The 15,388-nt window shown below is 39.4% G+C and carries 14 protein-coding genes; 3 read left to right on the forward strand and 11 right to left on the reverse strand.

What is annotated here, in order from left to right:
* Positions 1-92: 92 nt before the first annotated feature.
* The 3 genes from efp to V7266_RS20620 all read right to left on the reverse strand — a co-directional run bounded on the left by efp (position 93) and on the right by V7266_RS20620 (position 2,307).
* A complete protein-coding gene (efp, locus tag V7266_RS20610; RefSeq protein WP_098530045.1) occupies positions 93-650 on the reverse strand; it encodes an elongation factor P in 558 nt (185 codons plus the stop codon).
* A 20-nt stretch (positions 651-670) separates the two neighbouring features.
* Positions 671-1,732 (reverse strand): M24 family metallopeptidase, encoded by a 1,062-nt coding sequence (locus V7266_RS20615; RefSeq protein ID WP_335470489.1) that lies wholly within the window; start codon positions 1,730-1,732, stop codon positions 671-673.
* Between the two features lie 77 nt (positions 1,733-1,809).
* A complete protein-coding gene (locus V7266_RS20620; protein WP_335470490.1) occupies positions 1,810-2,307 on the reverse strand; it encodes a YqhR family membrane protein in 498 nt (165 codons plus the stop codon).
* 238 nt (positions 2,308-2,545) lie between these two features.
* Between V7266_RS20620 and V7266_RS20625 the strand changes: the two genes are divergently transcribed.
* Together V7266_RS20625 and V7266_RS20630 are read left to right on the forward strand one after the other, a co-directional pair.
* A complete protein-coding gene (locus tag V7266_RS20625; protein WP_335470491.1) occupies positions 2,546-3,490 on the forward strand; it encodes a DUF1385 domain-containing protein in 945 nt (314 codons plus the stop codon).
* 57 nt (positions 3,491-3,547) lie between these two features.
* Positions 3,548-3,940, forward strand: a complete 393-nt coding sequence (locus V7266_RS20630; protein WP_335470493.1) for an SA1362 family protein — start codon at positions 3,548-3,550, stop codon at positions 3,938-3,940.
* Positions 3,941-4,119: 179 nt separating this feature from the next.
* Here V7266_RS20630 and V7266_RS20635 read toward each other — a convergent pair whose 3' ends face one another.
* The 5 genes from V7266_RS20635 to V7266_RS20655 form a co-directional block, all read right to left on the reverse strand.
* Positions 4,120-5,004, reverse strand: coding sequence for a patatin-like phospholipase family protein (locus V7266_RS20635; protein WP_335470494.1), 885 nt, complete (start codon positions 5,002-5,004; stop codon positions 4,120-4,122).
* A 79-nt stretch (positions 5,005-5,083) separates the two neighbouring features.
* Positions 5,084-6,109, reverse strand: coding sequence for a spore photoproduct lyase (splB, locus tag V7266_RS20640; RefSeq protein ID WP_335470496.1), 1,026 nt, complete (start codon positions 6,107-6,109; stop codon positions 5,084-5,086).
* A gap of 145 nt (positions 6,110-6,254) precedes the next feature.
* Positions 6,255-6,707 (reverse strand): C40 family peptidase, encoded by a 453-nt coding sequence (locus V7266_RS20645; RefSeq protein ID WP_335470498.1) that lies wholly within the window; start codon positions 6,705-6,707, stop codon positions 6,255-6,257.
* Between the two features lie 156 nt (positions 6,708-6,863).
* Positions 6,864-9,422, reverse strand: coding sequence for a vitamin B12-dependent ribonucleotide reductase (locus tag V7266_RS20650; protein WP_335470500.1), 2,559 nt, complete (start codon positions 9,420-9,422; stop codon positions 6,864-6,866).
* A 328-nt stretch (positions 9,423-9,750) separates the two neighbouring features.
* Positions 9,751-10,587 carry a lipoate--protein ligase family protein gene (locus V7266_RS20655; RefSeq protein WP_335470501.1) on the reverse strand — a complete coding sequence of 279 codons (837 nt, stop codon included), beginning with the start codon at positions 10,585-10,587 and terminating at the stop codon, positions 9,751-9,753.
* A 193-nt stretch (positions 10,588-10,780) separates the two neighbouring features.
* On the opposite strand from V7266_RS20655, the gene V7266_RS20660 reads away from it, so the two are divergent.
* Positions 10,781-11,164: a rhodanese-like domain-containing protein gene (locus tag V7266_RS20660; protein WP_335470502.1), complete on the forward strand. Its 384-nt coding sequence runs from the start codon at positions 10,781-10,783 to the stop codon at positions 11,162-11,164.
* A gap of 94 nt (positions 11,165-11,258) precedes the next feature.
* Here V7266_RS20660 and gcvPB read toward each other — a convergent pair whose 3' ends face one another.
* The 3 genes from gcvPB to gcvT are packed head-to-tail and all read right to left on the reverse strand — an operon-like array spanning position 11,259 to position 15,182.
* Positions 11,259-12,719 (reverse strand): aminomethyl-transferring glycine dehydrogenase subunit GcvPB, encoded by a 1,461-nt coding sequence (gcvPB, locus tag V7266_RS20665; RefSeq protein WP_335470503.1) that lies wholly within the window; start codon positions 12,717-12,719, stop codon positions 11,259-11,261.
* The gene (gene gcvPA / locus V7266_RS20670) at positions 12,712-14,058 is read right to left on the reverse strand and encodes an aminomethyl-transferring glycine dehydrogenase subunit GcvPA (protein WP_335470505.1); all 1,347 of its coding nucleotides are present in this window, start codon (positions 14,056-14,058) and stop codon (positions 12,712-12,714) included. The genes gcvPB and gcvPA overlap by 8 nt, the downstream gene beginning before the upstream one ends.
* Positions 14,059-14,075: 17 nt before the next feature.
* Positions 14,076-15,182 carry a glycine cleavage system aminomethyltransferase GcvT gene (gcvT, locus tag V7266_RS20675; protein WP_335470507.1) on the reverse strand — a complete coding sequence of 369 codons (1,107 nt, stop codon included), beginning with the start codon at positions 15,180-15,182 and terminating at the stop codon, positions 14,076-14,078.
* Positions 15,183-15,388 lie beyond the last annotated feature (206 nt).

Consider the following 15,388-nt stretch of genomic DNA (forward strand, 5'->3'; position numbering starts at 1 on the left):
GACTGGAGCGGAAATCAACATCCAAGATTAACACAGCCAAATAAAAAAAAAGCCTTAAATCCTATTTGGACCGAAGGCTTTTTATCTATTACTTATGCACGAGAAACATAACTTGCTTCTGTTGTGTTAATGATGAGCTTATCTCCTTGGTTTATAAAGAAAGGCACTTGCACAATAAGACCCGTTTCAAGTGTAGCAGGTTTTGTACCGCCAGAAGCTGTATCCCCTTTAATGCCAGGTTCTGTTTCGGTAACTTCTAATTCAACCGTGTTTGGCAATTCTACACCAAGTGTTTCATATTGGAACATCATGATGTGAACTTCCATATTTTCTTTTAAGAACTTTAATTCGTATTCAATGTTTGCTGCTGGAAGTTCCACTTGCTCGTAGGATTCCATATCCATAAACACGTGTGAATCACCACTTGCATATAGATATTGCATTTTCCGATTGTCAATCTGTGCTTTTTCTACTTTTTCACCGGCACGAAAGGTTTTTTCTTGAATAGCTCCGTTTCGTAGGTTACGAAGTTTTGAACGAACAAACGCTGCTCCCTTTCCTGGCTTTACATGTTGGAAATCAAGAACGCGCCACAGACCGCCATCGACCTCGATCGTTAATCCCGTTTTAAAATCGTTAACAGATATCATGTGTAAATCCTCCTAAAATCTTACAATATAATTAAATCCTTTGTAGAGTGGGTTAGAGCTTCATTATGAGTGTCCGTAATTAAAGTATCGTCTTCAATTCGAACGCCGCCAAGACCTGGGATGTAAATACCTGGTTCACAAGTAACCACCATACCAGGCTTTAAAACGATATCAGACTTCATCGATAAACCAGGGCCTTCATGAATTTCAAGTCCAATTCCATGACCCGTAGAATGACCAAAGTATTCACCATAACCTTTTTCTGTTATGTAGTCTCTTGTAATTGCATCTGCTTCCTTACCTGTAATACCAGGTTTAAATCCAGCCATCCCTCGTAATTGTGCTTCTAGGACAATTGCATAGATTTCCTTCAACTTGGCATCAGGTTCCCCAACGGCAACTGTCCGGGTAATGTCGGAAACATATCCATTATAATAGCAGCCATAGTCCATTGTTACAATATCCCCAGCTTCAATTACTTTATCGCTTGCAACACCGTGTGGCAGAGCAGAACGATGACCTGAAGCCACGATGGTATCAAAAGATGAAGAAGTGGCACCGGCCTTTCTCATAAAAAACTCAAGCTCATTTGATACTTCTAATTCGGTTTTACCCGGACGGATAAAATCCAAAATATGCTTAAATGCAGCATCAGCGATATCTGCTGCTACCTTTAATATCTTAATCTCTGCGTCTGTCTTAATCAAGCGTAACTTTTCAATTAAACCGGAAAAAGGAACAAGTTCAGCTTCCACTTCTTTTTCATATACTTTAAAGGAAGAATATGTTAAAAATTCTTCTTCAAAACCGAGCTTTTTAATCCCTAACTTTTTAACCTGCAAAGCTATTTCTTCTGGAATAGACCCAGAATATTTTATAATCTCAAAGCCTTGACATTGTTCAGCAGCTTGTTCCATATAACGAAAGTCTGTAATAAATAGAGCTTTCTCAGAACTAATTAATACAACCCCGGCTGTTCCTGTAAAATTTGATATGTAGCGGCGATTATACGGGCTCGTAACCAAAATCCCATCAATGCCGTTTTCAGAAAAGGATGATCGTAACTTTTCTAATTTTTCCATAGTATCTCCACTCTCCCTAATAATGGTTGTAGATAGTAACATTTTATCATAACCATAATCATTCGACTATTTCAAGCTTAGGTGGAAGCCTCTTTGTCTTGCACTTTGGAAATTTCATATTCATAATTAATGGAATAACCAATAAAAGTTCCATATAACATATATAAACAAATTGAAGTTATGATGGTATTCCTGCTCAGCTCTGTAAAAGGCTTTATTCCTGGAAAAATGGGATTTAGAACAAAAAAGACAATTAAAAATAAAACTAAACCAAATCCCATTCCAAACCATAGGCCTTTAAGTTTCCTTAGGACAGCGTAGTATACGAAAGCAGATATAATTGAAACCATCACCAAAAATATCAATGAGATGGCTTTACCAAGCCAGCCGTACTTCCAATCGCCCAGTGCCCATGGTTCAAGTATGACATTGGGGCTAACTTCTGTAAAATTAAAGTAATAAGCGATATACCCAATGATACTCCAAAAAAATCCTCCAAATAATCCAGTCCAAAAAACCATCATTAGAAACGACATTGGTTTTGGATAATGGTCTAGGTGCAGGTCATTTTTCATTATGTAAACCTCCGTTTTGTTTTAAATTTGCGCTTTCTATGTAGTTGTTACTAAATTCCATCATTATTATGCCCTCAGAGAGTCAATCCTTACATAGAAAAAATTTTTTCGATTTTTATATGGAAATATTATGTCAGCCTAGAGGTTTTTTCACTTTTCTAGTAGAATAAAATTAAGTACATACAGATTTATCATTTCTGCTATTGTGCAACTTTGTTATAGGTTGGTGTTAAAACCCATGTCTAATTCTCAAAAACCAGTATATGGCGGTCAAGCAGTAGTTGAAGGCGTGATGTTCGGCGGGAAACATCATTATGTTACCGCAATCCGCAGAAAAGATCGTTCTGTAGAATACTTTCATATTCCACGAAAATCCAATCCCTATTTAACATTTTTTAAAAGGATTCCGTTTCTCCGTGGGATTATTTCAATCATTGAAGCTAGTGCGAATGGATCAAAACATTTGAACTTTTCAACGGAACGATATGATGTGAATCCCGAAGAAGACGATACAATAAAAGAAAAAAAAGTTTCAAAATTGACCATGTATTTAGGTGTTGCAGTTATAGGCGTCATATCGTTTTTATTTGGCAAATTTGCTTTTACATTAATTCCTGTATTTTTAGCTGTCCTAACGAAACCCATTTTCCCATCTGATTTTGCTCAAGTCCTTGTAGAAGGCTTTTTCAAGCTTTTACTACTATTAACCTATATATATTTTGTTTCGTTAACTCCTCTCATAAAAAGAGTGTTTCAATATCACGGTGCTGAGCATAAAGTAATAAACACCTTTGAAGCAGGAGTAGAACTAACGATTGAAAATGTGCAGGCCCATTCTCGGCTGCATTACCGCTGCGGCAGCAGTTTCATATTATTTACAGTCATTGTCGGAGTTTTTGTGTATTTATTTGTTCCGACAACTCCGCTATGGTTAAGGGTTGTTGACCGTATTCTTTTAATTCCTGTGGTGTTAGGGATAGCATTTGAGGTCTTACAGATAACAAACAAAGTTAGAGAGATACCAGTATTAAAATATCTTGGTCTGCCTGGACTTTGGCTTCAATTGCTAACGACAAAAGAACCTAATAATGACCAAGTAGAAGTCGCCATTCTCTCCTTCCAGGAATTATTAAGGAGAGAGCAAGAAACAGCGTTTGATACAAAAAATGAAGAAATTGTCTAAATCCTTTTACCTATGTGTTTAAAAGAATAAAAAAATGCTTATGATGCTCTTAGGGAGGTGGCTTTCTTGAAAAATCGGACATCAACGATTATTGTTGGGGTACTTATTATTCTTGCATTACTAGGACTTTTCAGTTCATTTACAGCGAATCCTGCCGGTTTCATTCAGGGAATAGCTGTCGTCGCATTGATCGGTTTAGTCATTTATTTCCTTTTTCGAAGGTTTTCAAATTCGAGCCCTCAGAAAAAAGAGCAGCGGGCATTTCTTAAAGCAGCTAAAAAATCAAAAAAACGATTACAGCAAAAGAGTGGAGATGCTATTGGCAAGACCTCCTCTCTAGGGACTTTAACTTCATTAAAGAAAAGCACCAAGACAAAAAAGAAATCACCTGCTCATTTGACCGTTATCGACGGCAAAAAGAGTAAAAAGAAAAATCGAGCGTCTTTTTAGACACTCGATTTTTTATTTGAAAAGCGGAAGCGCCTTGATCAGGGAAAAAAGTAGTTCATTTTTCCCTAGGGGCGACAGGCTTAAGACGAGCCGGCGAGAAGGCTGCCCTTTAGCCTTCTTGACGGATCGGCTAGACCTAAGAGCCCCTAGGCGCTGAAGCTAGACAGTTCTCGTAGTAATTAGTAAGTCCATCGATCCAAAAAGTTTTTAGCATGATTTCTACCTATCTCAAATAACTTTTGTTTCTTTTCATCGGTTATGGAAAATTCGGTTAGAGACACACCTTCTGCTTTTATAAAAATAATATTATCAACATGTTTTTTGGAAATATATCGTTGATCATGGGCATCTTTCATGGTCTCAAATAAGGCCCCAAATAGTTGAATCCCATTTTTTATTTGATGTTTTTCATGTTCATATTCGCTTGGGCTAGTTTTTATTCCAAGTACTGGCCTAACTTTTTTAACTGTATCCGTATCAAACAGCCACATAGGAAAATTACTGAGCACCCCGCCATCTACAATGACATTTATCCCATCCATAGACCGTAACTTTACTGGTTCATAAAAATAAGGAATACTGCAGCTCATTCGAATAGCTTTCGCAATGGGAAAGGATGCTGGATTTATCCCGAATTTTTCCAAATCATCAGGTAAGACGATCATTTGTCCATTCGATAGATCGGAGGCAATGACTCTTAACGCACCTGACGGCAGGTCTGAAAATGTTCTTAAGCCTTTTGCTTCAAGTTTCTCTTTCAGCCATTTTTCAAGTTCATTTCCTTTATAAAGGCCTAATTTCCAATATACAAGCAGCCATTTCGCAATAGAAAAAGGGATAATCGTCTTCCGTGGATCAAGCATCTTAAGCAAATCAAACTCATCCACCAATTTATAAATCTCTTTACTTGTGTATCCCGCAACGATTAAAGCGGCAATAATGGAGCCTGCGCTTGTTGCAGCCACCCTTACAAATTGGAACCCCCTGCTTTCTATTTCTTCAAAGGCTCCTATTATCGCAAATCCTTTAATTCCCCCTCCAGAAAAAACGCCGTCAATTTTCATGGGCAGCACTCCTAAAGATGAACTTGTTACATCTTTAGTCCGTGTGATTCGAATATAGTACGGCGGACAAGTAAAAAATTTAAGTGAAATATTGGACTATGGCATTCGGGAAGAATTTCTGAACATACTCCCGAATGGTAGTCTCAAGGTCCTTTGCCTCTTCAGTTGGGTAGACATATTTCCCAATACCATACCTCCCCCATTTATATTTTCTTTTTTCCTCATTCATTTCAAGCTTTGTTTTCGGATAACGCTTGGCAATTACGTTTTTGGCTGGTTTTGTAAAACGATGCTGAATTAGTTCAAAAGTGAGATCCGGAAGGTCTACACCTGTAAGCTCCTCACTGAGACGTTCAAATAATTCACGATATCCTGCTTTCCAATCTTCATGCATATAGATAGGCGCAACGATAAAACCCAATGGATACCCTGCATTCGCCACTTTCCTAGCAGCTTTTAATCGATCTTCAAAGGAAGAGGTTCCGGGCTCAAAGTTCTTAATCACATATCGAGAATTGACGCTAAACCTGAATCGTGTTTTTCCATTATGTTTAGCATCAAGAAGATGATCGACGTGATGAAATTTTGTCACAAACCGAAGCTGACCGTATTCAGATTGTCCAAAGAATTCAATCGCTTTTTTTAATGAATGGGTAAGATGATCTAATCCTACAATATCGGATGTGCAGGCTGCTTCAAAGCGTGTAATTTCTGGTTTCCGTTCATCCATATATTTCTGTGCCTGTTCAAAAATTTCATCTAAATTAACATAAGTCCTTATGTAGGGCTTACTTCCAAGGGTAGTCTGCAAGTAGCAATAATGACAGTGGCCCATGCATCCGGTTGCAAGCGGGATCGCATATTCTGCAGATGGTTTAGAAGTATCGAATTTCAATGTTCTTCTAATCCCTACCACTAAAGTCGATTTGGCATTGCGGTATTGCTGCAATTCATTATCACCTGGTATTCCTCTGACTTGGTTATGTGAAGTGGTTTCACGAATCTCCAGACCTAATTTTGTGAACTTTTCTTTTAGCTCCCTGCCAAGGGGATATTCTAATGCTTCGGGCTCGATATAGACAAGTTGTGGCATAAAAGGGTCCAAATGACTCCCTCTTTTCTGTTTGTTTTTTAGTAGTATGAGTTGTTATGAGGAAAGATAATAAATAATAACGAAGAGAAGTTTTTCCATCTAAAAAGAGCGCAAAAAAAGAGCATCGGGTCACCGATACTCTTTTTTCACTTTTAATTTAGATACGTTTTGCACCAATATATTTTGGTTTCCAGTATGTGTTGCTTGTATAGGTGATAATGACGCCCTTAGACGATGAAGCCATAATCATTTTACCTGAACCAATATAAATCGCTACGTGTGTTGGTTTGCTTGCCTTAGTAGGGGCAAAGAACATTAAGTCTCCAACCTGTGGTGAACTTACGCGATATCCTTTTGTATAGAACATGTCCGCTGCTGTGCGTGGCAGTGTTACTCCTGCCCTCCCAAAAGAATACTTTACAAGTCCAGAACAGTCAAAGCCTGCAGGCGTTATTCCGCCCCATCTATATGGAACACCAAGGTTTGCTTTCGCTACTGAAATTGCTTTTGTATGATAATATGCCGCTTCTGCTTTATCACCCGAAGTGGCAAATAAAGAAGTAGTTATTGTAGCTGTGATTACGAATGCTGCAATTATTTTCTTTATCATGGTGTTATTCCCCCTTGGGTGATGTGATATCTTTACTATACAAGGAAAGGATAACAGGCATGTCACAGCTATATTACAATACCATTACAAAGTTATCTTGAAATAATTCCCAGACAAAAAGAGGATGGAAGCAATTCCATCCTCTAAATATATTTATTATAGGCCGCACTTTAATTGTGCATTACAGTTTGTACACGTGTTGCAGCCGCCGATTTCTTTCACTTTTCCTTTGCGGCAGACTGGGCATGTATTTCCAACCTCAGAACCGATAGTTACATCTGTTGAGCGAAGGTCACTGATTGTGTCTACAAGAACCACGTGTTGATGTGGTTTTTCTTCGAACATAGATAATTGTTCGTTTGTATTTTCTTCTGCTTTAAGTGTTAATACTTGCGAATCACGTGAACCGTCAACATATACGGTACCGCCTTTTGCACCGCCGCGATATAGACGCTCGTATACTTTTTCTACTTGTTCTACGCTGTAGCCTTTTGGTGCGTTAACGGTCTTACTGATAGAGCTGTCAATCCAACGCTGAATGACACATTGTACGTCTGCATGGGCTTCAGGTGCAAGCTCCATGGCTGTAACGAACCAGTTTGGCAGGTTGTTAGCGTCTGCTTCTGGGTGTTGATCTAGGTACTCTTGTACGATATCGGCTTTAACTTCAATAAATTTGCCAAGACGTCCACTGCGGAAGTAAGAGAATGAGAAGTAAGGCTCTAATCCTGTCGAAACTCCGACCATGGTCCCAGTAGATCCAGTTGGAGCCACTGTTAGCAAATGGGAATTTCTAATTCCTTTTTCGAGTATAGATTCACGAACATCTTCAGGCATTTTTTTCATAAAACCAGTGTTAATGAAGGCCTGTCTTAAACGGTTTGTTTCTTCAGGTGTTTCACCTGTTAAGAATGGGAAGCTTCCCTTCTCTGTTGCTAATTCAACAGATGTTCTATATGCAGTTGTTGCAATGGTTTCAAATACTTTATCAACTAGTTCATTACCTTCTAGTGAACCATACTCTGTTTCACAGTAGATTAGCAGATCATGTAACCCCATGACGCCAAGCCCTACACGACGCTCACCAAGAGCCTGCTTTTTATTTTCTTCAAGGAAATATGGAGTAGCGTTAATAACATTATCCTGCATCCGTACTCCAACAGCTACAGTTTGTTTAAGCTTTTCTAAATCAACTGTTTTTGTTTCTTTATTTGCCATTTCAGCAAGGTTTACTGCTGCAAGGTTACATACTGAAAATGGTGCAAGTGGTTGTTCTCCACATGGATTTGTTGCAACGACTTGTTGCCCATATGCTTTAGCATTTGTCATGTCGTTGGCATTATCAATAAAGAATATACCTGGTTCTGCAGAGTAGGTAGCACAGATGTTGATTAAATTCCAAAGTTCTTTTGCCTTAATTTTCTTATAAACACGAACTTTATGTCCAAGCTTTTCCCACTCACGCACGTCACCGACTTTGTGCCATTCTTCATTGTAATTTTTCATTTCTTCTTCATTGTAGTGCTCTACATAAGGGAATCGAAGCTCATATTCACCATCGTTTTCAACAGCATCCATAAATTCCTTTGTCAAACATACTGAAATGTTTGCACCGGTTAGGAACTCAGAATTATGAACGGTGTAATTACCGCCGGTTAGAAGCTTTTCCTCAGCATGAGCAATGCTGCTTTCATCAAAACCACCAAATCCAGGAATACTTTTGTAATTCACAATCCCTTGGTACATTGCCGTTTCTTGAGCTGTTAAAGGAGTAAATTTAAGTTTATCTTTTGCATGTTTTTTAATGGTTTCATCGTTTGTATTTTCAATTAAGAATCGTAGAATTCTAGGATTCTGCATTTTTGAAATGATAAATTCAATAATGTCTGGATGCCAGTCAGCCAGCATGATCATCTGAGCCCCACGGCGCGAACCACCTTGCTCAACTAAATGAGTCAACTTCGCAATATCATCAAGCCAAGAAACCGACCCAGATGATTTACCGTTTACGCCTCTTGCTAATGTATTGCGTGGTCTTAACGTTGAACCATTTGTTCCAACACCGCCGCCTCGGCTCATGATTTCCATGACCTGCTTACGATGATCAGAGATACCTTCCCGTGAATCTGCTACAAACGGCATAACATAACAATTGAAGTACGTAACATCCGTATTAGCCCCTGCACCATAAAGAACCCGGCCTGCAGGAATAAAGTTCAGGTTCACTAACTCTTGATAAAACTTCTCTGTCCACTCTATGCGCTTCTCTTCTGTTGTTTCTACCGCAGCTAGACCAGTAGCATTCCTTTTGGCAATCTGCTCATAGAAGAGCTCCAATGGCTTCTCAATCACATCAAGAGATCTGATGATAGTTCCTGTTGATGCTTCCTCAGGATCATCAAGCACTCCCCTAAATTCCTCTTCCACCAAAACTTTCGCTTTTTTCTTTTCCCAATCAATCTCCAGAATCGTACCGAGACCACGCGCTGGAAATTTTGGATCCTCTTTAATGGTTAAAACAACAAAGTCGCCAGTTGTTAGGGTAATTTTTGCTGTGTCTTTAAAGGTGTAACGATCAAGCATAACCAAACGTGATACACCTTTATGAGTTATTTTCATATCTGGGGTAACCGGGTGCACTTGGGGGAATAGGCGGATATCCTCATTCAACCTTTCAAAATCAATATTCATTTTTTGTCTAAAAACTACAGACATGAGAACAACTCCCTTATATAAATCTCTATATAGTGCTAGATTCTAGTAGGATCGCTATATCTAGTTGACTTAATAAATTTAAGTTACCATAGTTACATACTATAAATCAACATATAGTACCGAAAATATTTTCGACACTACTATATATTGTATGACCAGCAAATAACATTTATTTTGTCAAACTCAAAAAAAACTAGAATAAGAAGTAAATAAAAGATTTTAGTTGAAATTCGTCATATAACCGGAAATTTTAACAAATTTCGAGGCTTGCCTCTTTTTTTAAAAAGTAATAGTAAAAAAAGAAAAGCGGCATGCGCCGCTTCATAGCTCATCTTTTAAAATTCCATTCATCACTTTCGTAGCGCTCTTTTGCAATTTTCTCAACATAAGCAAGTTCTTCATCTGTTAACCGGTATGGTTCCAGTTCAATATTTAACCCTTCAGCAAACCCCTTATAAAAGGCTTCTTTGGCTTCCTCTAAAGTAATCCGTCTAGGACTAATTGCGTTAATAGCCACCGCTTTATCCTTAAAAGCCTTTTTCATCCGTTCCTTCACGCGGTCATTAGGGTATTTAAATAAACTAAACAGCTTATCCTCATCTAAATCTAACAGAATGGAACCGTGCTGCAGAATGACACCCTTTTGTCTAGTTTGCGCACTTCCCGCCACTTTTCTGCCTTCAACGACGAGTTCGTACCAGCTTGGGGCATCAAAACAGACAGCAGAGCGGGGATTTTTTAATGCATCCCTTTCTTCCACTGTTTTCGGAACAGCAAAATAAGCTTCAAGGCCTAAATGGTGGAAACCTTTTAGAATCCCTTCAGAAATAACACGATAGGCTTCTGTAACCGTTTTAGGCATCTCTGGATGATCTTCAGAAACAATGACACTATATGTAAGTTCATGCTCATGGAGAACACCGCGGCCGCCTGTTGGTCTTCTAACAAACCCTAACTGATGATCTTTAACGGCATCCATATCAATTTCTTTCTCCACCTTTTGGAAATAACCTACAGACAAGGTGGGCGGATTCCAACCATAGAAGCGAATAACTGGAGGAAACTTTCCTTCACTATGCCAATCAAGTAACGCTTCATCCAAAGCCATATTAAAAGATGGTGAACCATTACCAGAATCGATAAATCGCCAAGTTTCTTTATTCATTTTAAAACCTCATTTAAGTATAATTATTACACATTTTAGTCTACCAAAATCTGATAGGAATTCAAAATGAGATGTTTCTGGTATAATTTTATTAGGCAAAAGTAAAAAAGTTTTTCCTTTTCATCTTTATCTTTAATGGAATGACTTATATAATAAATACTAGTGCAGTAAAGCTTGAAAGGAGCAATAGAAGTTGAATTCACTTTATACTTTATTGATTATTGTTTTAGCCGTTGGTATCTACACTCTTTTTACTTACTTTTATCAAAAGAGGATTGTTACAACGGTAACAGAAGAAGAATTCCGTGCAGGATACCGAAAGGCACAACTAATAGATGTTCGTGAACCGAACGAGTTCGAGGGCGGTCATATTTTAGGAGCACGCAATATTCCAATGTCTCAAATGAAAATGCGTATGAAGGAAATCCGCCAAGATATGCCTGTATATTTATATTGCCAAAGCGGAATGCGCAGTGCACGTGCAGCACAATTTTTACATCGTAGAGGTTATAGGGATTTAACCCAGCTTGAAGGCGGATTTAAAAAATGGACTGGTAAAGTAAAAACAAAAAAATAATCGAGTTTAGGGTTCCGGAACTACTCGTTCGGAACTCTATTTATTTTAAAAACAGGTAAAGGTCAGATTCTTGATGAATCTGACCTTTTTATCATTAAGCTTTTTGATATTTTAATACAGGTTTTCGAGCTGCTAATGTTTCATCCATTCGTCCCACAACGGTGGTATGTGGTGCCTCCTGGACAATTTCAGGATTTTCTTCTGCCTCTTTAGCAATTTGAATCATCGTATCAATGAAAGAGTCAAGTGTTTCTTTTGATTCCGTTTCTGTAGGCTCAATCATAATACATTCCTCGACATTTAACGGGAAGTAAATGGTTGGTGGATGATAGCCAAAATCAAGCAGGCGTTTGGCAATATCGAGCGTACGGACCCCTAATTTTTTCTGGCGTTTGCCACTTAGTACGAACTCATGCTTACAATGTTTATCGAACGGTAAGTCATAATATTCCGCCAGTCTTCTCATCATGTAATTTGCATTTAAAACCGCAAACTCTGTTACCGCTTTTAAGCCATCCGGTCCCATCGAGCGAATATAAGTATAGGCACGGACATTAATTCCGAAATTCCCGTAGAATGGCTTTACACGTCCAATTGATTGCGGACGATCATAGTCTAAAATATATGCATCTCCGCGTTTCGCAATAATAGGTTTTGGTAAAAACGGAATTAAATCTGCTTTCACCCCAACCGGGCCTGAACCAGGTCCGCCGCCGCCATGTGGACCTGTAAAGGTTTTATGAAGGTTTAAGTGGACAACATCAAAGCCCATATCGCCAGGTCTGGCCTTGGAAAGAACCGCGTTTAGATTGGCTCCGTCATAATAAAGCTTGCCGCCTGCCTCATGTACAATGTCAGCCATTTCAAGGATTTGTTCTTCAAATAAACCAAGCGTATTTGGATTGGTTAACATCAATGCCGCCGTGTCTTCACCTACAACCCTTCTTAAATCCTCCAAATCGACAAGACCTTGATCAGTCGATTTAACCGTAATGGTTTCAAAACCAGCAATCGTCGCGGAAGCAGGGTTTGTACCATGAGCAGAATCCGGAACGATTACTTTCGTTCTTTTAGTATCACCATTAGTTTCATGGTATGCACGGATAAGCATCAATCCTGTCCATTCACCATGCGCACCTGCCGCAGATTGCAAGGTGACTTCGTCCATTCCCGTAATCTCAATTAAATGCTCCTGAAGGTCGTATAAAAGTGCCAGCGCCCCTTGAACTGAGCTTTCATCCTGTAGTGGGTGAACATGTGCAAAACCGTTGAACCGGGCAACATTTTCATTGATTTTAGGATTATACTTCATGGTACATGAGCCGAGTGGATAAAAACCGGAGTCAAGGCCATGATTTCTTTTTGAAAGAGCCGTATAGTGGCGCATAATATCAAGTTCGGAAACCTCTGGAAGTTCTGGCTCCTCTTCACGCAGATATCCTTCCGGCAGCAGAGTGCTGATATCCAATTCCGGTACATCCATTTCCGGAAGGCTGTAACCGATTCGGCCGGGAGTGCTACTTTCAAAAATGAGTGCTTGGTCTTGGTTATGCATGCAAATCCCCCAATTCTTTCACTAATGTATCAATTTCTTCCTTCGTTCTTTGTTCTGTTACAGCAATCAACATATGATTAGTTAACTCTGGATAGTCGCGTCCTAAATCATATCCGCCGATCATTCCTTTTTGCAGCAAAGCTTGATTGATTTCTTTAACCGGTTTATTTAATTTAACAACAAATTCATTAAATGAGAATCCATCAAACACAACCTCGATGCCAGCTGCTTTAAAGGCATTTTTAGCATAATTAGCCTTCTGTAAATTGGCTGCCGCCATCTCACGCACGCCTTTTTTTCCTAGTGCGGTCATGGCAACGGATGCAGCAAGAGCATTAAGTGCTTGGTTTGAACAGATATTAGAAGTCGCTTTTTCACGGCGTATATGCTGTTCACGAGCTTGGAGTGTTAAGACAAAACCACGTCTTCCTTGGTCATCAACCGTCTGCCCGACAAGACGGCCCGGAACCTTCCTCATTAATTTGCTGGTAACCGCAAAGTATCCACAGTGCGGGCCCCCGAATGCTGTTGGGATACCAAATGGCTGAGCATCACCAATAACAATATCGGCACCAAACTTACCAGGAGGTGTTACGACACCTAAAGACAACGGATTGCTGTTAACAACAAACATTCCTTTAAAGGCATGAATAATTTCCTCAACCTCTTTTAACGGTTCGATTCGGCCAAAAAAGTTTGGATATTGAACGATTACAGCTGCAACCTCTTCGTTCACTATGCTCTTTAAAGCTTCAATATCTGTTACACCGTCTTTAGCAGGAGCCTCTAGTACTGTAAGATTCTGTCCTTTTGCATAGGTTTTAAGAACCTCCCGATACTCAGGATGTACAGCGCTCGAAACGACAATCTTTTGCCGTTTTGTATGGCCTGCACTGAGCATCGCCGCTTCTGCAAGGGCCGTGCCCCCATCATACATGGAGGAGTTGGCAACATCCATACCGGTTAATTCACAAATCATCGTTTGAAATTCAAAGATTGCTTGAAGTTCCCCTTGGGATATTTCCGGCTGATAAGGTGTATATGCCGTATAAAATTCAGAACGGGAAATAACATGGTCCACGATTACAGGCATATAGTGATCATAAACACCTGCCCCTAGAAAAGACACATTTCGCTTGAGGTCAGCATTTTGGTCGGCTAACTTTAACAATTCCTTCATAAGTGAAGTTTCGGACTTAGCTTCCTTGATTTGATACTCACCCTTGAATCTTACTTTTTCGGGTATATCACTAAACAGTTCATCTATGGAAGAAACTCCAATGGTTTCGAGCATGGCCTTCTTATCTTGTTCAGTCATGGGTAAATAGCGATGTTTCATAAACCTAACTCCCTTCGTTATTTTTTATCTCTTTTATAAAAAGGTGTTGGAACTACATTTGCTTTTAATCGTTTACCACGTATTTCTACTTCTACCTCTGTTGCCAGTCCCGTATATTCAGTCTTAATAAGAGCAAGACCAATGTTTCGTTTTAAAGAAGGTGACTGTGTTCCGGTTGTCACTTCTCCAATGAGCACTTCCCCTTTATAAACAGGATATCCATGCCGGGGTATACCGCGGTCAATCATTTCGATTCCTACTAATTTTCTTATTAACCCAGTTTCCTGCTGTTTTTTTAAAGCTTCCTTACCGATGAAGTCAGCTTCTTTGTTGAGCTTAACAGCAAAACCAATCCCTGCTTCGAGAGGAGAAATTTCCGGCGAAAGCTCTTGACCATAAAGTGCCAGCACAGATTCAAAACGGAGGGTATCCCGTGCACCCAATCCACATGGAAGAACGCCATCATCTTTTCCTGCTTCTAAAATAGATTTCCAAATGTCAATGGCATCCGCTGCAGTACAATAAACCTCAAAACCATCTTCTCCGGTATATCCTGTTCTTGACACTAATGCCTTTTTACCGTTTAGATTTACTTCCTGCTGAAATTTGAAAAAGCCGATTTGACTTAAGTCTGTATCTCCAGCAAGCTTCTGCAGAACCTTTTCAGCAAGCGGACCTTGAAGAGCAAGCTGAGCTGTCTTTTCAGACAAGTTATCTAGGATAACATCTCCTTCAACATGATCGAGAAGCCATTTATAGTCCTTTTCAATATTTGATGCATTTACAACAAGTAAATAATGATGTTCTTCCATTTTATATACGAGCAGATCGTCCACCGTTCCACCGTTTTCATAACACATCGCCGTGTATTGAGCACCGCCATTTTTAATTTTTGAAATATCGTTGGTCATGATTTTTTGTAAAAATGGTAAACTACCTTTCCCTTTTACTTCCACTTCACCCATATGGGAAACATCGAACAAGCCTGCTTTTGTACGGACCGCTTCATGTTCTTCCTTAATGCTGGAAAATTGGACAGGCAGCTCCCATCCTCCAAAATCGACGGTTTTCCCCCCGTGTTCTTTGTAAACTACAAAAAGCGGAGTACGTTTTAATTCTGTCATCCCTTAATCCCCCTCATTTGATTCACATTTAATAGGTTCAACATTATTATGAAAGTTATTTCCCTAAACTTTTGTGAAACAATTAGACTTTTTAAAAACATGGCTCTGTTAACTTAGTCTGTTGATTTACGCTTCATGCGCTCGCTTTCCGCGGGCGTGCCGGGGAGCCTCCTCGGTGCATTGGCGTCTGTGGGGTCTCCCCTGCC

The organism is Neobacillus drentensis (genome assembly GCF_036965645.1).
GTDB lineage: Bacteria > Bacillota > Bacilli > Bacillales > Cytobacillaceae > Neobacillus > Neobacillus drentensis_D.